Genomic DNA, 25595 nt, shown 5'->3' with positions numbered 1-25595 from the left:
ATCTGATGGATTACGATATTGAAAGTGTAAATAAAAACTTTAATATTGAAATTTTTATAAAATTACAATTGCAGTATAATTTATGTTTTAAATGTAGAAAGGTTAAATTAGGGTATATGTATAGCATAGATATAAAACAAAGGTGTTCTTTTAGAGCTAGAAAAATATTATACATAAAGGCTTCTTGGGTATTAATAATTACAGTAATATTGTTACAGCTAACATCTGTTTACAGCTTTGCACTTGAAAAAGTTGAACAAGAAAATGAAACTGAAGTAAGAAATTATGAAAAAGCCATTGCTCATGGGGGAGGAATATATAAAGGTTATGAAACAAGCAATTCCGTAGAAGCAGTAAATGATGCTATAATCAATGGCTATAAAATGATAGAACTTGATATGGAAATTTCAAAAGATAATAAAATAATAATGCTTCATGATTGGGACAGAACTATTGAGCATTATTTAGGCTCAAAGTTCGATGATAAATTACGTGAAGACAGCTTCCTAAGACTAAAAATATTCGGACAATTGGAAGTGCTTACCTTTGATAAACTTACAAAGATACTAGATAATGCTCCTGATGTGAGAATTGTAACAGATACTAAAGGAGATAATTTAAAGCTTCTGAATATAATTGCAGAATCTTATCCTGATTATATTGATAGAATGGTTCCTCAAATATATAGCTTTGAAGAATATGATGAAGTAAAATCCTTGGGGTTTAAGAATATAATATTAACTTTATATTTACAGGAGAATCCAAAAGCTGATGAAATTATAGATTTTGCAAAAAAGAATGATTTATATGCGGTTACAATGCAGTCCTATTATGCAGAAAAAGGCTTATGTAAAGAAATTTCCAATAATGGCATTAAAGTATATGTGCATCCTATAAATGATATTGAATACGCAGATAAATTATTTGATATGGGTGCTGCCGGAATTTATACATCAACCATACTGCCGCAAGAATTAGATGGAATAGAAAGAGATTATTATCTAACTATTGAAGGTGAAGATGGAAAACAGAAAAAATTATTGGATTCATATATTGATGATTTTCAAAAATTGCAAATACATGGATTAAAAGAAGGGGAGTCTGCAAAATTTTTTCTGGGCGATAGACAAATTCAATTAGACAAATCAGCATTTAATGATATACAGGAAACAGAAAATATTTTCACGGTTAAAATATATGAAAAAAATCAAGGCTTTATTGGAAATATTGATTATATTCTTAGTTTAGATGGAGAAAATATTAGAATCCTACATAAAAAATATGAATATAGATTAGAAACAGTTAAGAAACCAAATGATTTAAAAGAAGTTATGGACAATCTGTCTATTTCAGATGAAGCAAAAGAAATATTAAAAAATTCATTTTTTGCAAAATGCGGAGAGTATTGGTATTATAATAATGGACAAATTTACTATTATAAAATTAATAAAGAATTTTTACCTGTACAGAAAGGAACAAATGATGTATTGCTGCTTCCTTTGAGTGATACTTTTTATGCTCTTGGAGCAGATAAAATTACTATGACAAAGGGAAATGATTTAGTTATAAGCTATCTGGGAGAAAGCTCAAGAATTATGATAGACAGCTATAGTATAAGAAATGGATTTAAGGTCATATGGATAAAAAACCCAGTATCTTTATATCTTAATAAATCTATGGCATCAGGAGAAGTTTACAAAGTCATTACTGGCAGATCATATCTACAAGATAATGATTATATTATAATTCTTCCCCTTAAAACAACTGTTAATAACAGTATAAAAAAAGAGCTGTTTAAATCTATGGATATTCTTTACGGCAATACAAAAAAATAATGTATACAAGGGAAATTTTATTGAAATTTCACAATATTTAAGTTATATTAAGGTTGGTATATTTTAATGAATTTATATGTTCATAAGAGTAAGGCGATAAAGATAAATAAATCGATATAATATGCAAATTTAATTATAGGAGGAATAATGTATGAACAAGCTTGAAGATCTTCGTGAAAGAAAAGCAGCTATTGCTCTTGGCGGAGGTGAAAAGAGAATTGAAGCTCAGCATGCACAGGGCAAATTGACTGCAAGAGAAAGAATTAATATTCTTTTCGATGAAGGCAGCTTTGTGGAAATGGATGTGTTCGTATCTCACAGATGTCATAATTTTGATATGGCTGATAAAAAAGCACCGGGAGATGGTGTGGTAACCGGATATGGTACTGTTGATGGAAGATTGGTATTTGCTTATGCTCAGGACTTTACTGTTCTAGGAGGGTCTCTTGGTGAATATCATGCAGAAAAAATTGTAAAGGCTCAGGAAATGGCACTTAAAATGGGGGCCCCTATAGTTGGACTTAACGATTCCGGTGGTGCTAGAATCCAAGAGGGTGTAAATGCTCTTTCCGGATTTGGAAAGATTTTTTACAACAATACTATTTCATCTGGCGTTATTCCACAGATTTCAGTTATAATGGGACCTTGTGCAGGCGGTGCAGTATATTCACCGGCTATTACAGATTTCATTTTTATGGTTGATAAAACAAGCCAAATGTTTATTACAGGACCGCAGGTTATAAAAACAGTAACAGGAGAAGATATTTCAGCAGAGAAACTCGGCGGAGCAATGACACATAATTCACAGAGTGGAGTTGCACACTTTATAGGTAAAGATGATGAAGAAACTCTTGCGCAAGTAAGAGAACTTTTAAGCTACATGCCTTCAAATAACTTGGAAACCGCACCTGTTTATGCTACAGATGATGATGCTAACAGACTCATCCCCGAGTTCGATGAAATTATTCCGGAAAATCCAAATAAAGCTTATGACATGTATGATGTTATTAAAAAAATTGCTGATAACGGCGTATTTTATGATGTAATGCCTCATTATGCGAAGAATATGATTACATGTTTTATTAGAATGGATGGTTCTACAGTGGGAGTAATAGCTAACCAGCCTAAATTTGCCGCAGGATGTCTGGATATAAACGCTTCAGATAAGGCAGCCAGATTTATAAGAAGATGTGATGCTTTTAATATTCCTCTTTTAACTATAGAAGACGTACCAGGGTTTTTACCTGGTGTAGATCAGGAAACCGGTGGTATTATAAGACATGGAGCAAAGATGCTTTATGCTTATTGCGAAGCTACTGTTCCTAAAATTACAATGATTTTAAGGAAAGCATATGGCGGAGCTTATATTGGTATGTGTAATAAGGAATTAGGGGCAGATCTTGTTATGGCTTGGCCTACTGCCCAAATTGCAGTAATGGGTGCAGAAGGTGCAGCCAATATTGTATTTAGAAAAGATATTAAGAATGCAGATGATCCAATTGCCAAGAGGCAGGAAAAAGTTGCAGAGTACGAAGAAAAGTTTAATAATCCATACAGAGCAGCGGAAATGGGTTATGTTGATGATATTATTGAACCTCAGACGGCAAGGCAGAGAATTATCAGCGGATTTGATATGCTGGCATCAAAGAGACAGTCATTGCCTGCTAAGAAGCATGGTAATATTCCTCTGTAGAAAGGAAGGTTTGGCATATGGAACTTAGTTTAATGCAAAAATTTGCAGATCCTACACTTTTTGATCAGCTTAGTAACGGAGATAAGGCTGTTGCTGCATTAATCACTACTATTATGGGAATGGGTATTACATTCATAGTACTTATTCTTTTATGGGCAATGATAGCTATTATGACTAAAATTTTAGACAGCTTGCAAAAAAAACCTGAGACTGTTAATCTTACATCAGCTCAAGCAGTAGCTGAAGCGAAGGCTTCAACAAATACTGCTGATTTAGAAAACAAAAGTGATATTAAGGGTGAAAATCCAGAGCTTGTGGCTGTTATAATGGCAGCTATTGCAGCAAGTGAAGGCAGTGATTTTAAAAATAATTTAGTTATAAGAAAAATTAATAGAATTGCAGGTAATCCGCCAGTTTGGGCTAAAGCTGGAGGTATAGATTGCATAGAGAGCAGAAAATTTTAATTAATTGGAGGACGAATATATGAAAAAATATAACATTGTTGTTAACGGTACTGCATATGCAGTAGAAGTAGAAGAATTAGGAACTGGTTCAGCAGCAACACAGACTCCTGCAGCAGCTCCGGCACAGACTCCTGCAGCAGCTCCAGCTAAGGCAGCAGCTCCTGCGCCTGCGCCAGCTCCAGCGAAAAAGGCTCCTGCAGCAGCTCCGTCTGCAGGTGCACAAACTGTAGATTGTCCAATGCCTGGAACAGTTTTAGATATTAAAGTTAACGTGGGAGATACAGTAACAGAAGGACAAGTGCTGTTAATTTTAGAAGCAATGAAGATGGAAAATGAAATAGCAGCACCTGCAGCAGGTACTGTAGATACAATACAAGTTACAAAGGGTGCAGCTGTAAACGCCGGCGATGTATTAATTTCATTAAAATAGTAAATGATATGTTATTAAATAAAACCCTGCATTGCAATGATGCAGGGTTTCATTTATAATAAAGTAGCAAATTTGAACAACTGAAGGGAGAACATATATGTTACTTGCATTCGACGTTGGAAATACCAACATAGTTTTAGGAGTCTTTAAAGACGGCAAATTGATTCAAAACTGGAGAATGGAAACAGACAACAATAAAAGTGCTGATGAATATGGTATGATTATAAATCAACTTTTTGCTTATGAAGGATTAAAGACCAAAGAGGTAAAAGATGTAATAGTCTCAACGGTTGTTCCGTCAGTTCTTTTCACATTACAGCATTTATCTATGAAATATTTTAAAAAAAGAGCTATAGTTGTGGGTCCTGGTGTAAAAACCGGTCTTATTATTAAATATGATAATCCAAAACAAGTAGGTGCTGACAGAATTGTAAATGCAGTTGCGGCACTTGCAAAATATGGTGGTCCTTTAGTGTTAGTTGATTTTGGTACGGCAACTACTTTTTGTGCGGTAACTGAAAAGGCCGAATATCTAGGTGGCACAATTTCGCCGGGGATTAAAATTTCATCAGATGCTTTATTTGAAAAAACAGCTAAACTACCAAAAGTTGAATTAGAAGAGCCGGGACATACTATTTGCAGAAATACAATAGAAAGTATGCAGTCAGGACTGGTTTACGGACATATGGGTATGGTAGATTATATTGTAAAAAAAATGAAAAAAGAATTAGAAAAGGCTTGTCCTTCAGGGAAAACACCAACAGTAGTAGCTACAGGAGGTCTTGCAACTCTTATAGAATCCGGCATTGACTGTATTGACCACGTGGACAAGCTTCTTACTTTAGAAGGTTTAAGATTAATTTATGAAAAGAATAAATTTCATGGACATAAATGTGATAAGGCATAAATAAAATAAAGGATTAAGATGAAAAATAAATTACAGATTGGCAATATTAAAATTGAAAGCCCATTTTTATTAGCTCCGTTAGCAGGAGTTACCGATGCGCCTTTTCGAAGAATTTGCAAACAACAAGGGGCTGCATTGGTATATTCGGAAATGGTAAGCGGAAAAGGATTATATTATAATGACAAAAATACAGAAAGATTGTTAAAAATATATGAAGATGAAAAACCTGTAGCATACCAAATTTTTGGATCAGAACCAGAAATTATGGCTTATACTGCTAAAACCTTAGCAAAAAAAGATAATTGTCTTCTTGATATTAACATGGGCTGCCCTGTGCCTAAAGTAGTTAAAAACGGTGAAGGCTCAGCCTTATTAAAGTCAATAGATAAGGTGTATGAAATAGTAAAAGCGGTAGTTTTAAATGCAGAAAAACCTGTTACAGCAAAGATAAGAATTGGATGGGATGAAAAAAGTATTAATGCAGTGGAAACTGCAAAGGCTATAGAAGCAGCAGGTGCATCTGCTGTTTGTGTACATGGACGCACAAGAGAACAGTTTTATAATGGAAAAGCAGACTGGTCTGTTATTTCAAATGTAAAAAAGGCAATAAAAATTCCTGTTATAGGAAACGGAGATGTGTTTAATGGTCAAAATGCTTTGGATATGATGAAAGAAACTAATTGTGACTTTGTTATGATTGCAAGAGGCGCAATGGGAAATCCTTGGATTTTTAAAGAAGCATTAGCTCTTTGGAATGGTGATGAAATATCTAAGGAGCCTACATTAGAAGAAAAATTAAATATAATAAATAAGCATTTTGATTACTTACTTAAAGAAAAAGGGGAATATGCCGCAGTGAGGGAAATGCGCAAACACATTGGCTGGTATTTAAAGGGTGTACATGGAGCCGCTGAAATAAGAAGAAAAGTTAATAATATTAATGACGCTGATTTGCTGATGAAAACTATTAATTGTGTGAGATAATAACAATCTAAAACAATTGGGATTTCTTGACTTTTTAGACATAATAGTTTATAATATTGCGAATATGAGCGCACAATATAATCTTAAAATTTAAGGTAATCAATAAAGGAGATAGAGATATGGCAGAGGAAATACTGTTAACCAAAGAGGGATATGAAAAAGTTGTTGAAGAGCATGAGGAATTAGTTTCAGTTAGAAGAAAAGAAGTTGCTGAAAGATTAAAGGAAGCAATATCATACGGAGACTTATCGGAAAATTCCGAGTATGATTCGGCTAAAAATGAACAGGCTGAATTAGAAGAAAGAATCAACAAGCTTGAAAATATGATACGTAAAGCAAGAATTATAGATGAAAAAAATCAGCGTAAAGATATAGTAGGAATAGGGCTAAAAGTTAAGGTTAAAGAACTAGATTCTAATGAGGAAATGGAAATAACTATTGTAGGTTCTACAGAAGCGGATCCTTATGAAGGCAAAATCTCAAATGAATCAGCGGTTGGATCTGGTTTGCTTGGTAAAAAAATTGGAGAAGTTGCGGAAATTCAAGTTCCCGATGGAATTGTAAAATATGAAGTACTGAACATTTTAGTATAAAAAATAATATAAGATTATTCAGTGTTCAAGAAAAGAGGATAGATAATGAGTACAGAAGAAAAGAATAAGGCGAATGATAATTTAATAGAATCTGAAGCGGAAATTACAGAAGAGAGTCTAAATGAGCTTAGACAAGTCAGACGTGATAAGCTAAAAAAACTTCAGGATATGGGAAGAAATCCTTTTACGGAAGAAACATGGGACGTAGATGCTTACAGCATGGATATTAAAAACAATTTTGAAGAAATGGAAGGAAAATCCGTTTCTTGTGCTGGCAGAATTATGGCAAACCGCCACATGGGAAAAGCATCATTTATTGATATTCAAGATAAGCAAGGTAGAATTCAAGTATATGTAAGACAAGATGCTATTACACCTGAAGAATATGAAGTGTTTAAAACTTATGATATTGGGGATATTATAGGTTTAAAGGGACAAATATTTAAAACAAGACATGGAGAGATTTCCATAAAAGCTTCTGAAATTAAATTATTATCTAAATCATTGCAGATTCTTCCTAATAAATTTCAAGGTCTAAAAGATCAGGATCAGAGATATCGTCAAAGATATGTTGACCTTATTGTAAATCCCGAAGTAAAAAATACTTTTGTACAGCGTTCAAAGATTATTCACGCAATAAAGGGTGTTCTTGAAACTGATTATGGATATCTTGAAGTAGATACACCTATTTTGACAACCATTGCTGGTGGAGCAAATGCTCGACCTTTTGATACTCATCACAATACTCTTGACATAGATATGAAGTTGCGTATTTCTAACGAATTGTTTTTGAAGAGATTAATTGTTGGAGGTCTTGACAGAGTATATGAAATGGGCAAGATGTTCAGAAACGAGGGAATGGATAGAAACCATAATCCTGAGTTTACTTCCATGGAATGTTATATGGCTTATGCTGATATGGAGACTATGATGGAGGTTACTGAGCAGGTCGTTTCAAAGGCAGCTTTAGCTGCAACTGGAAGCATGGTTATTGAATACCAAGGAAAGACATTTGACCTAACTCCACCTTGGAGAAGATTAGATATGGCTGATGCTATAAAAGAAATTACAAGTGTAGATTTTGCAACTATTGTAACAGATGAAGAAGCAAGGGCAGCAGCAATTAAACAAGGGATGGACAAGGACGAAGTTAAAGATATGACAAGAGGTAAGATCTTAGCAGAAATGTTTGAAGAATTTTGTGAAGATGTACCGGGATATCTTGATGGGCCAGTATTTGTTACAGGACATCCAGTTGAAATTTCACCATTAGCGAAGAGAGATCCTAAGGATCCTAGAATTACAAGAAGATTTGAAGCTTATATAAATTGCTGGGAAATTGCAAATGCGTTTTCTGAGTTAAATGATCCGATTGACCAATTTGAAAGGTTTAAGGAACAACAGAGTCAGCTTGATGATGGAACAGACGATGAAGCGCATCCAATGGATTTAGATTTTGTAAACGCTCTTGAAGTAGGACTTCCTCCCACCGGCGGTCTTGGGATTGGTATTGATAGAGTTATTATGCTTATCACAGATGCTCCGTCCATAAGAGATGTTATTTTATTCCCAACAATGAAACCATTAGAAAAATAAAATGTATATAAAGGATAAGAAGAGTTTGCCATAAGGCAAACTTCTTTTCCTAAACAGGAGAAAAGTTATGAAAGATATTCAGTTGAGAGCATTATACAAAAACACAGAATCTTATAAAGAAAAAGAAGTAATTGTGAGAGGATGGATAAGAACCAACAGAAGCTCAAATAAGTTTGGATTTATAGAGTTAAATGATGGTAGCTATTTTAAATCCGTTCAAATAGTTTATGAAAGTGAATTTATAGAAAACTTCGAGGAAATTTCCAAAGCACCTATTGCTGCAGCTTTATGTGTAAGAGGTGTGCTGACATTAACTCCTGAAGCAAAACAACCATTCGAAATAAAAGCAAAAGAGATTATTGTAGAAGCTGGATCAACTGCGGATTATCCACTTCAAAAAAAGAGACATAGTTTAGAATTTTTAAGAGAAATTGCACATTTAAGACCAAGGAGTAATACTTTCTCAGCAGTATTCAGAGTACGTTCATTAGCTGCTTATGCTATTCATCAATTTTTTCAGGAGAATAATTTTGTTTACGTACACACGCCTATAGTTACGGGAAGTGACTGCGAAGGTGCAGGAGAGATGTTTCGCATAACAACTTTAGATTTGAATAATTTACCTAAAACAAAAGATGGCAGTATTGATTATAGTGAAGATTTTTTTGGCAAAGAGACAAGCCTTACAGTTAGTGGGCAGCTTGAAGCTGAGACTTTTGCCTTGGCTTTTAGAAATGTATATACCTTTGGACCTACTTTCAGAGCTGAAAATTCAAATACTGCAAGACATGCATCGGAGTTTTGGATGATAGAACCGGAAGTGGCATTTGCTGATCTAAATGATAATATGGAACTTGCAGAAAGCATGATTAAATATATTATTAATTATATCTTAGAAAATGCCCATGAGGAAATGAAATTCTTTAACAGTTTTATAGACAAAGGATTATTAGACAGATTAAATAATATTGTAAATTCAGATTTTGCAAAGATAACATATACTGAAGCGGTAGATTTGCTTAAAAAGTCTAATCATGATTTCCAATATCCTGTGGAATGGGGTATTGATTTGCAGACAGAGCATGAAAGATATATTACTGAAGAAATATTCAAAAAACCTGTATTTGTAACAGATTATCCAAAAGAGATCAAAGCTTTTTATATGAGAATGAACGAAGATAATAATACTGTTGCCGCAATGGATCTTCTTGTACCGGGAGTAGGTGAGATTATCGGAGGAAGTCAAAGAGAAGAACGTTATGAAAGACTTGTTGACCGTATTAAAGAATTAGGCTTGAGAGAAGAAGATTACTGGTGGTATTTAGATTTAAGAAAATACGGTGGTGTAAAGCATGCAGGGTATGGTCTTGGTTTTGAAAGAATTATCATGTATATTACAGGTATGAGTAATATTAGAGATGTATTACCATTCCCTCGTACACCTAAGACAGCAGAGTTTTAACCTTATAATTATTAGAGTCAGTATTTGTTTCAGCAGTAAGGCTGCTAATTGCATTTATAGTTACTGTAATTGCATTAAGATTATGTTAAAAGGATGGAAGGATGAATATAAGTATTTTTCAAGTCGCAGGACCTGTTATGATTGGTCCTTCAAGCTCTCACACAGCAGGAGCGGTAAGATTGGCAAGAACGGCAAGTAGGCTTGTAAATTATGAATTTGATTATGTTACCTTTGGTTTGCATGCTTCTTTTGCTGAAACAGGAACAGGACATGGTACTGACAAAGCTTTGGTTGCAGGTGTACTCGGTCTTATGGAGGATGATGAAAATATTATAAATGCCTTTTATCTTGCTGATAAAAGGAATCTCCGATATAAGTTTTATAAAATTAATTTAGAAGGCATGCATGAAAATTCCGTTAAAATAACCTTTTATAAAGGAGATAAACAACTGGGAATTGTTTGCGGTTCATCAATAGGTGGCGGAGAAATTACAATTAATCAAATTGATGGATATAAAACTGAAATCAGAGATGAATATCCAACTCTTTTTATCAGGCAGAGAGATAAGGAAGGTATAATAAGTTTTATTACGAGTATACTATCTGAATATAAAATTAATATTGCTACTATGAAAGTAAGCAGAATGAAAAAGAAAGAAAATGCAGCATGTGTAATTGAACTGGATGAAAAAATACCTGAAGAAATTATATATAGATTAGAACAAAATAGGGATATTTATTCTGTAAATACTATTAATATGTAACTAATAAATGATAATAAAATTTTGAATTATATTATTGAAAAGAGGAAAAAAATGTACAGCAATATAAAAGAATTGCTTATTTTGACCGAAAAGGAAAATAAATCTTTATCAGAAATTATATTATTAAATGAGATAGAGCTTTCTGAAAGAAATAAAGAAGAAATTTTAGATGATATGTGGTTACGATATGAAGTAATGGTAAATTCAGCAAATAAGGCTTTATTTGAAAGTGCTGACTCAGAAGGAAATTTAATTGCAGGTATAGCTTCTAATCATTACAATTATATAAAGAAAAGTGAAAGCATTTGCGGAAGTTTAATTAATATGGCAATGGCTAGAGCACTATCTTGTAGTGAAGTAAATGCTTCTATGGGGAAAATATGTGCTATGCCTACTGCTGGTTCATGCGGCATTGTTCCGGCAGTTATTATCTCTGTTGCCGAAGAAAAAAATAAGACAAAAGAAGAAATTTTAAAAGCGCTTTTAGTATCTTCAGGTATCGGTGCTGTTATTACTAAAAATGCTACAGTTTCAGGAGCAGAAGGCGGTTGCCAAGCTGAATGTGGTGTGGCGGCTGCAATGGCAGCAGCTGGAGCGGTGGAACTCTATGGAGGGACGCCGCAAATGGCAGCAGAAGCATGTGGACTTGCTTTAATCAATGTTATGGGATTGATTTGCGATCCTATTGGTGGATTGGTACAAATTCCCTGTGCACAGAGAAATGCTTCACAAGCAGTAAATGCCCTTTTAAGTGCGGACTTAGCATTGGCAGGGATGAAATGCAGAATACCAACAGATGAAATTATAGAAGCTATGTATAGAGTAGGGAAAAAGCTTCCTATGGAACTAAGAGAAACAGCACTGGGAGGAATAGCAGCTACAAAAACAGGAAAAATGCTTGGAAACTTTTGTGATAAGTATTAATAAATTAAATTTATTATTGAAACAGCTTTTTGACGGAAGCTGTTTTAAATTGCAAATTTTGCAGAAATTGGCAAGTGTACTTTATTAGATTCGTGATATTATTTAATATATAATATTAATATTATTTTTTAGAAAAAAGGAAGGACGGATATTATGATCGTTATTGACAAATCTGTTTATGCTTTTTCAAAGGAGAATGAGCCTGCTGAAAAAGTGGAGGTATAGATTAGAGTTTATCTATAAAAATTTTGCTATAATTTATTTCAGAATCACTAAATTTAAAAAGCAAAAAATAATATAATGGATAAAAAAATAAACAAAGTAATAAATTTCTAATTACTTTGTTTATTTTTTACAGCAAAGTAATTATCAGAATAATTTGAATAAAGAATTGATATTTAATCTATCAAATGATATACTTAAATCAACTATCTGAAAAAAATATTTTGGGAGAAATAAATAATTAATAAATACATTGATAAAAATAGACAAAAGTGATACACATAAAGAAGATGAATTTATGAATATATATAAACCACAAGAGTTTGAAGAAATGATAGGTGTATCTGCTAAAACACGTCAGTGATGGGATAACGAAGGTAAAGTGAAAGGTTTTTAATGTTTAACGGAGTAGAAATTATTATTGTTAATAATTAAAAACTACCACTGCAAGAAGAATTAGTAAACGATTTAATATCAATAATACATGTTTTTTCTTGTGAGATTTACGGGCTTAGAAAGTATAAAAAACAGACAAAGGAAGATAAGGAAATTGTTAAAAGCTTACAAAACAGAAATAAATCCAATAAATAAGCAGAAAATAATTATCCATAAAACAATTGGTGTTTGCAGATATGTTTATAATTTTTATTTAGCTCACAACAAAGAAATTTATGAAAAAGAAAAGAAGTTTGTATCAGGTATGGATTTTTCAAAATGGTTGAATAATGAGTTTATTCCAAGGAATCAAGAATATTCTTGGATTAAAGAAGTTAGTAGTAAATCAGTAAAACAATCTATTATGAATGCAGATAGAGCATTTAAAAGGTTTTTTAAACACGAGAGTGAATTTCCGAGATTTAAAAAGAAAAATAAATCCGATGTTAAAATGTATTTTGTTAAAACCGATGCAAAAGTAATTATTCCTTGTGAAAGACATAGAATAAAAATTCCTACATTAGGCTGGGTTAGATTAAAAGAAAAAGGATATATACCAACAAATAAAATTATTAAGAGTGGAATGGTTTCTTATAAAGCTGGTAGATACTATGTGTCAGTTTTGATAGAAGAAAATGATATAAATCAAACTACTCTTGATAAAGAGGGTATAGGTATTGATTTAGGTTTAAAAGATTTTGCAATCTGCAGTAATGGTTTAATTAAGAAAAATATTAATAAAACACAACAATTGATTAAATTAGAGAAGCAATTAAAAAGAGAACAAAGAAAACTTTCGAGGAAATATGAAAGTTTGAAACAAAGAAATAAAAAATTGAAAGGAGAAGCTGCTAGACAAAATATATTCAAACAAAAGCTAAAAGTACAAAAACTTCATCAAAGAATTGAAAATATTCGTACTGATTATATTAATAAAATTGTTAATGAGATAGTAAAAATCAAGCCATCTTATATTACAATAGAAGATTTAAATATAAAGGGTATGATGAAGAATAGACATCTTTCAAAAGCAGTTGCTTCACAAAAGTTTTATGAATTTAGAACTAAATTAGAAGTAAAATGCAAAGAATTAGGAATTGAATTAAGAATTGTAGACAGATGGTATTCATCATCTAAAATATGCCATCAATGCGGAAGTATTAAGAAGGATTTAAAACTTTCAGATAGAGTTTATATTTGTGATAAATGTGGATATACAAGGGATAGGGATTATAATGCAAGTCTTAATTTGAGAGATGCTAAAACTTATAAAATTGCATAATCAAGCAAATTATAAGTATGTACGGCTGGCTAGGTCGGAATTTACGGTTGTGGACTATACAAGAACTTGTGAGTAGTAATTAGAAAAATCTAATACGAAAGCATATAGGTCGAAGCAACAAAATTCTCGATATGGGTATATATTTGTCCATATTTTGAGTAGCAGGTCAAAACATGAAAGGCTATACTAGCGAAACAATTAGAAACGTTGCACTTATTGGACACGGCGGTTGTGGGAAAACTACATTACTAGAAGCCGCTTTACTTGCCACAGGTGTAATAAACCGTATTGGCAAAGTTGAAGATGGGAATACAGTTTCCGATTATGATAAGATGGAAATTGAAAAAGGGTATTCAATCAATACCTCAGTTGTTCCCGTAGAATGGAAAGACAGCAAAATTAATTTTATTGATACCCCAGGTTACTTTGACTTTATAGGAGAAGTAAATGCTGCTCTTAGAGCCTCTGAGGCTGCAGTAATCTTAGTGGATGCCGGGGCAGGTGTTCAGGTAGGAACAGAGCATGCTTGGAAAGCTTGTGAAAGATATAAAATGCCAAGATTTATAGTTATAAATAAAAGGGATAAAGATGAATTTGATTTTCATAAAACTTTTGCAGAATTAAAAGAAAAGTTTGGAGATACTTTGATTCCTTTTAGTTATCCTGTTTCGGCAGAAATAGATGAAGCACTAAAAGAAGCCATTGCTATGACTGATGATTCATTAATGGAAAAATATTTCAGTGGTGAAGAGTTTACAGATGAAGAGTTTAAAGAAGGTCTTGTAAAAGGTATCTCGGATGGAGGTATTGTACCTGTATGCTCTTCAGCTGTTTCTTTAGGTCATGGAATAGAAGGCCTTTTGGATATTCTCATTACATATGTTCCAACCCCATATCAACATGGTCCATACTATGGATTCAATGATAAGAATGAAAAAGTTGAGAAACTCTCTGTTGTAGATGCACCTATGTCCGCTTTTGTATTTAAAACAATTGCAGACCCTTTTGTTGGGAAAATTTCATTGATGAAAGTTATTACAGGGAAAATTAATTCAGGGACAGAAGTATTAAATGAAAGGACAGGCAAACCGGAGAAACTAGGCAAGTTATTTTTTGTAAGAGGAAGAACACAGCTTGAATTAGATTATGCAGAAGCTGGAGATATTGTTGCTATTTCAAAACTGCAGCATACTCTGTCTGGGGATACTTTATGTGATAAAAGTGATGAGATCAGATATCTGCCTCTTGACTTTCCGGAACCTTCATTATATATGGCAATAGAAGCTGTGGATAAAGGTGATGAAGAGAAAATTGCCACAGGTTTATCTAAGTTAAAGGAAGAAGATCCATCGTTTGTAATTGAAAGAAATAATGAAACCCACCAAACTTTAATAGGTGGTCAAGGAGAAATCCAAATTGGGATTATAATTGCGAAATTAAAAGATAGATTTGGCGTTAATGTAAAGCTTATGGATCAAAAAATTCCATATAGAGAAACCATTAAAGGGAAATCGGATGTTCAAGGTAAACATAAGAAACAATCCGGAGGTGCCGGACAATATGGAGATGTACATATTAGATTTTCCCCATCAGATCAGGATTTTGAATTTGTGGAGAGCTTATTTGGTGGATCAATACCAAAGAACTATGTACCTGCAATAGAAAAAGGTTTAAGGGAGTCTATGGAAAAAGGTCCCTTAGCAGGATATAAAGTTGTAAATATAAAAGCTGAACTATATGATGGTTCATATCATGATGTTGATTCAAATGAAATGGCGTTTAAAATTGCCGCATCGTTAGCTTTTAAAAAAGGAATAGTAGAAGCAAAACCAGTTCTTCTTGAACCCGTAATGCATGTGGAAATTTTAGTACCGGATGAATACATGGGTGATATTATGGGCGATATGAATAAAAGAAGGGGTAAAATTTTAGGCATGGAGCCATTACAATCGGGCGGTCAGAAAGTTTTGGCAGAAGTACCCCAAAAAGAAATGTTTAAATATGCAATTATTCTTCGTTCAATGACTCAAGCAAGAGGAAGTTTTAACATGAAGTTTGAAAGATATCAAGAAGTACCTGCTTTTCTGGCAGAAAAAATTATTGAAGAACATAAAGATGAAATTGAGTCTAATCGTTAATTAAAATGAATAAATATTAATACTTAAAAAGTACCTTTGATTTAATGGAAGGTACTTTTTTTGCTGTAAAAAACATGTGCAGTTTGTCAACTTGTGCAGATATATGTCATTTTGTGCATAAACTATTGACATTTATTCATTAATTTATATAATAGTAAAGTAATAAAGCGTTAAAATAGATATTATATTTTATAAATTGAAAAAGGCAAACTAATTGAAAAATTAGGACGCAAAGCAATGGGTCTAAGGCTATTATGCTATGATTGCCATGCCGCCAATGATACAGGAATATATTCTTGTGCATAGGTGTGCGAGAATATTTTTTGTGCAAATTTTGAAAGCTTTTAACTGAAAGATTATTTAAATTAAACAAATGGATTAATATTTTGTAAAAATATGAACAATATTAAGTTAAATTTGTGTAAATTGTTTCTAAAGTATTCAGAACTTTTACAAAATGCTTGCAAAACATTGTCGATAAATGTAAAATATATTTAACTATTTTGGTAATTGAATAATATAAAATGTAACGAAAGGCAGGGTGTGTGATAAGTGTCCTTTTTAAACTCAATGAACATCAGTGCTTCAGCATTGACAGCACAAAGAACAAGATTAGATATTATTTCAGAGAATATAGCAAATATTGATACCACTAGAACAGAAGGCGGAGGGCCTTATCGTAGGAAAATGGTGGTTTTTGAGCCAATTGGTTCAGGAAGCTTTAGATCTCAATTAGTAACGGCAATGAATAAAAATTCGAATGCAGGTGTTAGAATCAGCGAGATTGTAGAAGATGAAAGACCATTTAAAAGCGTTTATAATCCGGATCATCCTGATGCAAATGAGCAGGGTTACGTTATGATGCCTAATGTGGATATATTAAAAGAGACTATTGATAGTATGTCAGCAACCAGAGCATACGATGCAAATGTTACAGCTTTAAATGCAATAAAATTAATGGCAGGTAGAGCTCTTGAAATAGGAAGATAAAAGTGTGTGGAGGAAAGTTAGATGTTTATTACAGACATTAATAAAATTGATGGAATTCAAAATACAAAATTTAACGAAAAAGACTATAGCAGTGAAGGAGCACAAGTTCCTTTTAAATCTGTTTTTGAGGATGCAATAAAAAATGTAGCTGAGACTGATGAAAAAGTAAACTCTGATGTAGCACTTTTAGCAACAGGTCAGAGTGATGATTTACATAATCTTCAAATTGATATAACAAAAGCGCAGCTTTCATTACAGATGATGGTACAATTGAGAAACAGAGCAATGGATGCATATAGTGAAATTATGAGAATTAATCTATAGCATTTTTAAATCTGTATTAAAATATGCCATATCTGAACAATTAAAAGACACTAAAATATAAGATTTGAGGTGAACTTAAAAGTTGCGAGAAAAAATTGAAGAAAACTTTCAAAATTTAAAAAAGCAAATTGTGGAAATAAATGCCAAATACAGCAGAAAAACCAAGGTTATAGCAGCAGCAATCTTGGTTATTGTGATTGTTTTGGCTTTTGTTATTACGGCTATTTTAAATAATAAGGAATATGCAACCTTATTTGCAAACTTAAATGATCAAGAAGCTACAGAAATTATGGGTAAATTGCAGGAAAGCCAAGTTGATTATAAATACGAAGACGGCACTATTTTAGTTCCTGAAGATCAGGAACAAGAGCTGAAAGCTACTTTAGTATCCGAAGGATATCCTAAAAGCGGATTGACATATGATATATTTAAAAATAACGTAGATCTAATGTCAACGGATTTCGAGAAAAACAGCTATAAAATATACGATTTACAAGAGAGACTAGCATCTACCATAAGGCTTTTTGATAATGTAAAAGATGCTACAGTAACTATTGCCATAGGCAGTGATAAGAAATATGTTTTGGAAAAAGATAAGGTGGAAAGCAGTGCTTCTGTTGTGGTAATTACAGAGGATGGAGGTTCTCCATCTGCTGAACAAGTAAAGGGTATTCAAAGGCTCGTGGCAAAAAGTATCCCCGGTATGGATATGGAGAATGTAGTAATTGTTGACGGAGACGGAATGGAAGTTTCTACATCAGAAAATAATACACAGGAAGGTTCTGCCAGACTAAAATTAAACTTAGAAAAAGAGATCGAAAATAGTACTAAGGTTAAAGTTTTACATCTTCTAAGAACAATTTATGGTGAAGACAATGTGCGTGTTACAGTGAATGCTACAGTGGATATAGATAAGAAAATAAAAGAGATTACAAATTACTTGCCTACTACAGAAGATAATAAAGGTATTCCATCAAAAGAGGTTACCTCCCAGGAAGTTATAGGAGATAAAGATGAAGTAGGCGGAATTCCGGGATCGGAAACTAATGCAGATGTTCCTATTTATCCGGGAATTACTACCGATGGGAATGAAATATATTTTAAAGATGAGAAAGCATTGGATTATCTTGTAAACCAAGTAAAAGAACAAGTGGAAAGTGATTCGGGGGTTTTAACAGACTTAACCGTTTCCGTGGCAGTGGACAGTCAAGATCTGACTGCCACAAAAACGGCAGAATTGAAGAAACTTATTGCTCATGCAGCAGGTATAGATGTAAATGCTGCTGATGATAAAATATCTATTTTTAATACTGCTTTCTATTCAGAAGATAAACAAGAAGCTTCCAGTGTTTGGAATGATATAAGTGATTTTGTTAAAGAATCTAAATATGGGAAATTTATTTTGCTAGGTATAATTTTATTACTTATAATTATAATTGCTTTAGCTGTAATTATTTCTAAGAAGAGGAAAAAAGCTAAAGAAGAAACGGAAGAAGAAAGCCTTGAAGAAGGTGTATTAAGTATCAATGTTGAAGACATAAAGCCTACAAGAGAGTCAGAGCTCAGAGATGAAATCAGAGACTTTGCAAGCAATAATCCGGAAATATCAGCTCAACTGATTAAATCATGGTTAAGAGGAGAAGAGGAAAATGAGTAATACTCCTGCATTAACGCCAGCTCAAAAAGCTGCTACAGTTGTTATTGCCTTAGGGGCTGAAAATGCTTCTAAAATATATAAATATCTTAATGAAGAAGATTTAGAAACACTTACACTTGAAGTGGCGAAATTAAAGCGTGTTCCTTCAGAACAAAATGAAAGTGTTTTGGATGATTTTTATAAATTATGTTTAACTAAGAAAGTTATTACAGATGGGGGCTTAGAGTATGCTAAAAGTGTACTTGAAAAAGCCTTTGGACTTCAAACAGCAACTTCACTTTTAGATAGAATTACAAAATCTTTAAAGACAAGAGCGTTTGAGTTTATAAGGAAAACAGACAGCAAGCATCTTTTGGCAATCATACAGCATGAAAGACCCCAGACTATTGCACTGATTTTATCATATGCAAGAGCCGATCAAGCTTCAGATGTAATTTCGGAGCTTCCTAAATCAAAGAGAATAAAAGTAGTTGAATGTATTGCAAAAATGGATAGTGCTTCGCCTGAAACAATTAAAACTGTTGAACAAACATTGGAAAAGAAATTTGCTTCTGTTCTGTCTGTAGATTTCACTCAAATTGGCGGTGTAGATTATATCGCAGATGTTATGAATAATATGGACAGAGGAAATGAGAAATTTATCTTTGATGAACTTAGTAAAACAGATGTTAAACTTGCAGACGAAATACGTAAGAAGATGTTTGTATTTGAAGATATTACTATTTTGGATAACAGAGCTATTCAGAAATTCCTGCGCGAGGTGGACTCACAAGATTTGGTATATGCATTAAAAGGTGCAAACCAAGAAGTTTCAGAAGTATTCTTTGCTAATATGTCCAGCCGTATGGCTGAAACTGTTAAGTCTGATCTTGAATACACATATAATGTACGTATTCGAGATGTTGAGGAAGCACAACAGAGAATTGTGGCAATCATAAGACGTCTTGAAGATGAAGGGGAACTTGTGATTACAAAAGGTGGAAAGGATGATATTATTGCCTAGTTTTATAGATTCAAAAACTGGAACACCAAGAGTAGTGCCCTATTCTTTTTCTTCTGATTTAACCAGTGACATGGAAAGCAGTGAAGAAGCATTGGATGAAGAAAATTCTAATACAAATGAGGAAAAAAATGAAGATAGTGAAGATAATTTAAAATTAGCAGATCAAATAATAGAAGACAGCAAGAAAAAAGCTGCTGAAATATTAGAAGAAGCAGAAAAAAAAGCGGAGAAAATTCTATTAGAGGCAGAAGAAAAGGGCTATAAAGAGGGGCTTGCTAAAGGAAGAATTCAAGGAGAAGAAATTGCTGTTAAAGAAAATAAATTAAGGCTTGAAAAAGAGTCCGAGAAGTTTTTGCAAGAGCTAAAACAAGTTATTGCAGATTTAGAAAGAAAAAAAGAAGAACTTATAGATAAGCAGTATGATGAGCTTTGTAACCTTGTTTTGATAATAGCTGAAAAAATTATAAAAATTAGTTTGAAATCCAGTTCAGAAGTTATTACGAAGATGATTATATCGGCTACAGAAAAATTTAAAAATAAGGAATGGGCAAGGATTCATATTTCAAATTATGAAGCAAGTTTGAATGTAGAGGGTGAAAGTGAATTTTTAGAGGCCATTGGGCAAATTTCACCTCATGTAAAGGTTGTATTTATGGAAAATGAACAGCCGGGAACATGTATTATAGAATTACCCGATCAAATTATTGATGCTAGTGTGGATACACAGCTTGAAAATATAAAAGAAATATTAGATGAAAGCAAGCATCATGGAGGAGAATAAGTTGAATTTCAGTGATTTAGCCGATTTGATTAAAACAACAGAGACAGTAAAGCATATTGGAAAAATTGAAAATATTGTGGGAATGACTATTGAAGCATCTGGTATAAAGGCTAATATAGGAGATATTAATATTATTTCTACTCAAGATGGAAAAAAAGAAATTATTGCTGAGGTAGTAGGATTTAAATCAGACAGAACTATACTTATGCCTTATGACTCCACAAATGGTATCGGGGCAGGTAATTTTATAAAGAACACAAACAGGAGATTAAAAATCCCCGTTGGAGACTTCCTAAGAGGTCGCATTATTAATGCAATGGGAAAGCCTATAGATGGACTTGATGAATTTATAGCTAAAAGTTATTACAGTGTTGAAAGTAATTATATCAATCCTCTTTCCAGACCACCTATTACACAAAGATTAGATTTTGGTGTAAAAGCAATAGATGGTATGATAACAATTGGAAAAGGTCAAAGAATTGGTATATTTGCAGGAAGCGGTGTTGGAAAAAGTACTTTGCTTGGTATGATTGCAAGACATTCTTGTGCCGATATTAATGTAATAGCGTTGGTGGGTGAAAGAGGAAGAGAAGTAAGAGAATTTATACAAAGAGATTTAGGTGAGGAAGGATTAAAAAGATCAATAGTAGTTGTTGCAACATCAGATCAGCCTGCCATGCTTAGAATGAAATGTCCTATTGTAGCAACAGCCATTGCAGAATACTTTAAAGATCAGGGTAACGATGTCCTTTTAATGATGGATTCACTTACAAGATTTGCCATGGCGCAAAGAGAAATAGGACTTGCTGTAGGAGAGCCTCCTGTAGCAAGGGGTTATACACCATCTATTTATTCAGAAATGCCTAAATTGCTTGAGAGAAGCGGTAACTTTGACAGCGGTTCCATTACAGGAATATATACCGTTTTGGTAGAAGGTGATGATACAAATGAGCCAATTTCAGATACAGCGAGAGGGATTTTGGATGGACATATAATTCTATCCAGAAAATTGGCACATAAAAATCATTTTCCCGCAATAGATGTAAGCTCAAGTATATCAAGATTAATGGATGCAATTGTTTCAAAAGAACATTTGGAAGCTTCATCAAAGTTAAGAGATATTTTAGCTAAATATGAAGAAAATGCAGATTTGATTTCAATTGGAGCATACAAATCGGGAGGAAATAAAAAATTGGATTTTGCTATTTCTAAGATAGATACAGTGAATAATTTTTTAAAGCAAGGAAAAGATGAGACTTTTGAATATGATGAAATTGTCAAAGAAATGATAGATATTTTAAGTACGTAGTTTATTAAAAAGAGGACAAATTTATGAAAAAATTTAACTTTTCACTAAGTACAGTGCATAAATATAAAAATCAAATATTGGATAATTTGAAAAGTCAACATGCAACTATTCTTGCTGCACTTAAAGATCAAGAAAATATACTTTTGAAATTAGAAGATAAGCACAAAAATATAAATAATGAATTCAACAGTAAAAATAAGCAAGGCCTTATTTTAATAGAAGCAATAGGGTATAAAAGATATTTAAAGATACTGGAAAATAAAATAAAAGAAGAAAAAGATAAATTAAATTCTTTAAAAGAAACAGAATCTGAAAAGAAAACTCAAGTTATTGAAGCAAGGAAAGAAGTTGCCTCTTTAGACAAATTAAAGGAAAAAAGACTTGATGAATATAATAAAGCATTGCAAAAAAAAGAAGAACAATCAGTAGAAGAGTTTGTTTCCAACAGGTTTACTTGTAATTAATATGGATTATTAAATTAATTTTAATAAAATATCAACTGGAAGGAGGTGAAAATAAAATGGAAGGTGTTGCAATTAATTTTGTTAAAATAAAAGCTGACAATAGTAAAACAGAAGGTAAATCTTTTGCAAAGGATTCAAGGAATGAATTTAAAAGTATTCTTAATGATACTGTAAAGAAAAGTCAGAAAACAGATAAAAAAGAGCCAAAAAATAAGGACACTCATTTAGAAGATCATAAAACAAATAATGAAAATGTAAATTCGCAATTAGAGGTAAATAATACCGGTCAAGACAAAGTAGATAATCTAGAAAAAAATCTTACTGATGCAGTCCTTAAAGATAAGATTATTGGACAAGTAGATATATCCTCTGATAAAGCACCAGCGGGACAGAAATTGTCAACTGATGTGGTATCTGACAATAATCAAAATTTAAATAAAGGCGTAGTACCTAATAATACAGTATTAAATCCAATAGCTGAAACTTCAACAGATGTTTCTTCTGGTAAAACATTATCAGCAAATCAGGCTTCACAAGTATTGACTGCAGAACAGATGCCTAAGAAAAATCAAGATACAAAGGCAGATAAAGTTACTGTTTTAAATAATAATGAGACAAGTAATCAAAAAGCAACAAAACAAGAAGTTCCTAAATCTGCAAAAGTACAACTTAATAACAGCAAAAGCAATACCACTGAAAGCAGCAATAATACAGTAAAGAATTTAAATATCTCAGAAAAAAATGCAGAAGGTGTGAAACAAAATAAAATTATTGGATTAAATCAATCTGAAGAAAACTTTGGAAAGATAACTCAAAAAACAGAGACAGCAGAGACAAAAACATCAGAAGAAGTACCTGTTGCATTAAAAACACAGAATTTAGATTTGAGTAAGTTAAATATTAAAGTTGCAAACAGCAATAATACAACAAATCAAGCATTTACAAATCAAATTGCTGAAAAAATTATGTATAATCTTAAGGATGGCAAACAGGAATTTGATATACAATTAAATCCAAAAGAACTTGGTAAAATAGGAATTAAAATTATTGCTGAAAGCTCTGGTGCACAAATTATATTGAATTGCAGTAATGCTAAAACCCACAGCCTTTTATCTATGAATACTGAAAGCTTAAGAGGTATTTTAGAAAATAATACGGGACTTCATACCACAGTAACGGTAGAAGATGACAGCAAATTTATGGGGCAAAACAACAGAGGAACTTATGATGACGGAAGAGGAGAAAGACAAAACAGACAGCAGCAGGAAAACTTTAATTTCCAGAGGTCGCAAGATGAAGAAAATCTTTCTTTTATTAATCAATTGAAATTTGGATTATTGGAACAACAAGCATTGTTGTAATTTACAAATAACAGAAAGGGTGATAATATTGCCAGTTGATGGAGTTAATAGTAATAATACCACAAGTACAGAAAATACCAGAACAACTAGTAATAAGAGCTTAAATACAGGACTTGATGTAAATGATTTTCTACAATTATTAGCATCACAACTTTCAAATCAAGATATGATGAATCCTATGAAAGATACTGAATTTATGTCTCAGCTTGCACAGTTTACACAACTTGAAGCGATAAACAATCTTGTTGATACAAGTATGACGTCATATGCGGCATCTTTGATTGGTAAAGAAATTACAGCTGCATCAATTACTTCACGTGGAGAGTTGAACACAAAGACCGGTGTTGTTACAGGTGTAAGCTTGTTTGAGGGAGAACCTATAGTATATATTGATAACGAGCACAGTTTTAAATTGCCTGAAATAATGGCAGTGGGGAAGCTGCCAACAGCAAAAGAGACTGATCCTGAAGATGGAAATGGCTCAAAAGATTAAAAAAGTATATGGGAGAACTGATTTAACAGGAGAAATATAAATCCGTAAAATAAAAGAAGATTGGGGGTAAAGAATTTGGCAGACATAAGAATTGGAAATAATTATTCAAATAATATTAATTCCATATCTACAAAAGAAGTAAAGCGTCCAATCAATCAAAATGCCATAGGATCTGATTTTGAAAGAATATTAAAGGAGCAGCTTGATAAAAACAGTAAGGTTCAATTTTCCAAGCATGCTCAGCAAAGGGTGAATCAAAGAGGTATTGAATTAACACCAACTCTCTTAAATGATTTAAACAATGCAGTATCTAAAGCAAGAGACAAGGGCGCAAAGGATGTTGTAATAATAGACTCAAATTATGCTTTTATAGTGAATGTTCCAAACAATACTGTGGTCACTACCATGGCAGGAAATGAAATGAAAGAAAACGTATTTACTAATATTGACAGTGCCGTAATTATATAGCCGGACCATTTATGGAGGCTATGGGGTATATGTGAATGATATATCTTAAAAACGGTTGATGAAAGGAGAAAATAAATGGTTAAATCAATGTTTGCCGCTGTAGCAGGTCTTCGTGCTCATCAGACGAAGATGGATGTTATCGGTAATAATATTGCAAATGTAAACACATATGGATTTAAAGCAGGACGTGCTACTTTTAAAGATGTATTCTATCAGAATTTAACATCATCAAGTGCCCCGGGGGATGTATATGGTGGGGGAAATCCTTCACAAATAGGCTATGGGTCGCAGATTGGATCCGTTGATGTTATGCATACTTCGGGAGGTATTGCACCAACAGATAATCCTATGGATGCAATGATTATTGGAAATGGATATTTTATGGTTGGACCAAAAAAAAATTCTGATGCTACTGATGTAGAATTGGATCCGGCGAAATCAGATGATTTAAAAAAAGCAAAGCTTACACGTGTTGGTATTTTTAATTTTGATGGTAATGGGAACTTAGTTGATGCTAACAGAAACTGTGTGTATGGGTTTAAATATGATGGAACAGGTAAAGTTGATAAGTCAAAGTTAGTACCTATTCAAAAACCTTTAGACTCAAATTCCAAACCTATTAAGCTTACAGGTATTAGCATTGGTCCTGATGGTACTGTTTCAGGAATAGATGCCGATAATAAGCCAGTTCTTATTGGGAATATTGCGATTGCAAATGTACCTAATCCTAATGCTTTAATGAGTACAGAAAATTCATATTATCAAGCAAAGGATAATACAGGAGACTTAACGGCAGAAGTACCGGGTGAAGGTGCTACGGGCCAGCTTAAAACAGGGTGCCTTGAAATGGCTAATGTTGACCTTTCAAAAGAGTTTACAGATATGATTACAACACAGAGAGGTTTCCAGGCAAACACAAGAATTATTACTGTAACTGATGAAATGTTACAAGAACTGGTAAATCTTAAGAGATAGTAAACTATATGTCTTAATTTAAATTATGTTTAGTAGGACCT

24 protein-coding genes, 1 pseudogene and 1 riboswitch are annotated in these 25595 nt (G+C 32.8%); all 25 genes and pseudogenes read left to right on the top strand.

Features of this window, described 5'->3' with window-relative positions; genetic code table 11:
• The first annotated feature begins 116 nt into the window (after positions 1-116).
• The 25 genes and pseudogenes from K292_RS0113000 to K292_RS19360 all read left to right on the top strand — a co-directional run bounded on the left by K292_RS0113000 (position 117) and on the right by K292_RS19360 (position 25554).
• Complete coding sequence (locus K292_RS0113000; RefSeq protein ID WP_207637178.1) at positions 117-1835, top strand: glycerophosphodiester phosphodiesterase family protein; 1719 nt, start codon at positions 117-119, stop codon at positions 1833-1835.
• A gap of 151 nt (positions 1836-1986) precedes the next feature.
• Positions 1987-3528: an acyl-CoA carboxylase subunit beta gene (locus K292_RS0112995; RefSeq protein ID WP_027400184.1), complete on the top strand. Its 1542-nt coding sequence runs from the start codon at positions 1987-1989 to the stop codon at positions 3526-3528.
• A gap of 17 nt (positions 3529-3545) precedes the next feature.
• Positions 3546-3992 carry an OadG family protein gene (locus K292_RS0112990; RefSeq protein WP_027400183.1) on the top strand — a complete coding sequence of 149 codons (447 nt, stop codon included), beginning with the start codon at positions 3546-3548 and terminating at the stop codon, positions 3990-3992.
• Positions 3993-4011: 19 nt separating this feature from the next.
• The gene (locus K292_RS0112985; protein WP_027400182.1) at positions 4012-4422 is read left to right on the top strand and encodes a biotin/lipoyl-containing protein; all 411 of its coding nucleotides are present in this window, start codon (positions 4012-4014) and stop codon (positions 4420-4422) included.
• A gap of 97 nt (positions 4423-4519) precedes the next feature.
• A complete protein-coding gene (locus K292_RS0112980) occupies positions 4520-5329 on the top strand; it encodes a type III pantothenate kinase (RefSeq protein ID WP_027400181.1) in 810 nt (269 codons plus the stop codon).
• Between the two features lie 18 nt (positions 5330-5347).
• On the top strand, positions 5348-6313 hold the full coding sequence (gene dusB / locus K292_RS0112975; RefSeq protein ID WP_037373216.1) for a tRNA dihydrouridine synthase DusB: 966 nt from the start codon (positions 5348-5350) through the stop codon (positions 6311-6313).
• 119 nt (positions 6314-6432) lie between these two features.
• Positions 6433-6906: a transcription elongation factor GreA gene (greA, locus tag K292_RS0112970; RefSeq protein ID WP_027400179.1), complete on the top strand. Its 474-nt coding sequence runs from the start codon at positions 6433-6435 to the stop codon at positions 6904-6906.
• 45 nt (positions 6907-6951) lie between these two features.
• Entirely contained in the window at positions 6952-8502 is a 1551-nt protein-coding gene (gene lysS / locus K292_RS0112965) for a lysine--tRNA ligase (protein ID WP_051280742.1), read from the top strand.
• A gap of 67 nt (positions 8503-8569) precedes the next feature.
• On the top strand, positions 8570-9964 hold the full coding sequence (gene asnS / locus K292_RS0112960; protein ID WP_027400177.1) for an asparagine--tRNA ligase: 1395 nt from the start codon (positions 8570-8572) through the stop codon (positions 9962-9964).
• A 101-nt stretch (positions 9965-10065) separates the two neighbouring features.
• A complete protein-coding gene (sdaAB, locus tag K292_RS17220; RefSeq protein WP_037373215.1) occupies positions 10066-10728 on the top strand; it encodes an L-serine ammonia-lyase, iron-sulfur-dependent subunit beta in 663 nt (220 codons plus the stop codon).
• Positions 10729-10779: 51 nt separating this feature from the next.
• Positions 10780-11652, top strand: a complete 873-nt coding sequence (sdaAA, locus tag K292_RS0112950) for an L-serine ammonia-lyase, iron-sulfur-dependent, subunit alpha (RefSeq protein ID WP_027400176.1) — start codon at positions 10780-10782, stop codon at positions 11650-11652.
• Positions 11653-12258: 606 nt separating this feature from the next.
• A pseudogene (locus tag K292_RS18390) lies at positions 12259-12465 on the top strand (IS607 family transposase); the annotation flags it as partial.
• Complete coding sequence (locus tag K292_RS0112935; protein ID WP_027400175.1) at positions 12425-13591, top strand: RNA-guided endonuclease InsQ/TnpB family protein; 1167 nt, start codon at positions 12425-12427, stop codon at positions 13589-13591. The pseudogene K292_RS18390 and the gene K292_RS0112935, both read left to right, overlap by 41 nt.
• A gap of 173 nt (positions 13592-13764) precedes the next feature.
• Entirely contained in the window at positions 13765-15729 is a 1965-nt protein-coding gene (locus K292_RS0112930; protein ID WP_027400174.1) for an elongation factor G, read from the top strand.
• A 194-nt stretch (positions 15730-15923) separates the two neighbouring features.
• Positions 15924-16008: riboswitch (cyclic di-GMP riboswitch) on the top strand.
• A gap of 273 nt (positions 16009-16281) precedes the next feature.
• Positions 16282-16719, top strand: a complete 438-nt coding sequence (gene flgC / locus K292_RS0112925; protein WP_027400173.1) for a flagellar basal body rod protein FlgC — start codon at positions 16282-16284, stop codon at positions 16717-16719.
• 21 nt (positions 16720-16740) lie between these two features.
• Positions 16741-17043: a flagellar hook-basal body complex protein FliE gene (gene fliE, locus K292_RS0112920; protein ID WP_027400172.1), complete on the top strand. Its 303-nt coding sequence runs from the start codon at positions 16741-16743 to the stop codon at positions 17041-17043.
• An 82-nt stretch (positions 17044-17125) separates the two neighbouring features.
• Positions 17126-18700 (top strand): flagellar basal-body MS-ring/collar protein FliF, encoded by a 1575-nt coding sequence (fliF, locus tag K292_RS0112915; RefSeq protein WP_051280740.1) that lies wholly within the window; start codon positions 17126-17128, stop codon positions 18698-18700.
• Entirely contained in the window at positions 18693-19703 is a 1011-nt protein-coding gene (fliG, locus tag K292_RS0112910) for a flagellar motor switch protein FliG (RefSeq protein ID WP_027400170.1), read from the top strand. The genes fliF and fliG overlap by 8 nt, the downstream gene beginning before the upstream one ends.
• Positions 19687-20484: a FliH/SctL family protein gene (locus K292_RS17215; RefSeq protein WP_051280738.1), complete on the top strand. Its 798-nt coding sequence runs from the start codon at positions 19687-19689 to the stop codon at positions 20482-20484. Before fliG ends, K292_RS17215 begins: the two co-directional genes overlap by 17 nt.
• A complete protein-coding gene (gene fliI / locus K292_RS0112900) occupies positions 20456-21793 on the top strand; it encodes a flagellar protein export ATPase FliI (protein ID WP_245570869.1) in 1338 nt (445 codons plus the stop codon). Before K292_RS17215 ends, fliI begins: the two co-directional genes overlap by 29 nt.
• Before the next feature lie 23 nt (positions 21794-21816).
• Positions 21817-22257, top strand: a complete 441-nt coding sequence (fliJ, locus tag K292_RS0112895; RefSeq protein ID WP_027400168.1) for a flagellar export protein FliJ — start codon at positions 21817-21819, stop codon at positions 22255-22257.
• A 56-nt stretch (positions 22258-22313) separates the two neighbouring features.
• Positions 22314-23618 (top strand): flagellar hook-length control protein FliK, encoded by a 1305-nt coding sequence (locus tag K292_RS0112890; protein ID WP_027400167.1) that lies wholly within the window; start codon positions 22314-22316, stop codon positions 23616-23618.
• A gap of 28 nt (positions 23619-23646) precedes the next feature.
• Positions 23647-24111 (top strand): flagellar hook capping FlgD N-terminal domain-containing protein, encoded by a 465-nt coding sequence (locus K292_RS0112885; RefSeq protein WP_027400166.1) that lies wholly within the window; start codon positions 23647-23649, stop codon positions 24109-24111.
• A gap of 75 nt (positions 24112-24186) precedes the next feature.
• The gene (locus tag K292_RS0112880; protein ID WP_330364996.1) at positions 24187-24579 is read left to right on the top strand and encodes a TIGR02530 family flagellar biosynthesis protein; all 393 of its coding nucleotides are present in this window, start codon (positions 24187-24189) and stop codon (positions 24577-24579) included.
• Between the two features lie 75 nt (positions 24580-24654).
• Positions 24655-25554: a flagellar hook-basal body complex protein gene (locus K292_RS19360; RefSeq protein WP_027400164.1), complete on the top strand. Its 900-nt coding sequence runs from the start codon at positions 24655-24657 to the stop codon at positions 25552-25554.
• Positions 25555-25595 lie beyond the last annotated feature (41 nt).

The sequence above is a fragment of the Anaerovorax odorimutans DSM 5092 genome, assembly GCF_000426305.1.
GTDB classification, from domain to species: domain Bacteria; phylum Bacillota; class Clostridia; order Peptostreptococcales; family Anaerovoracaceae; genus Anaerovorax; species Anaerovorax odorimutans.
This window is presented reverse-complemented; position numbering and strand designations above follow the sequence as displayed.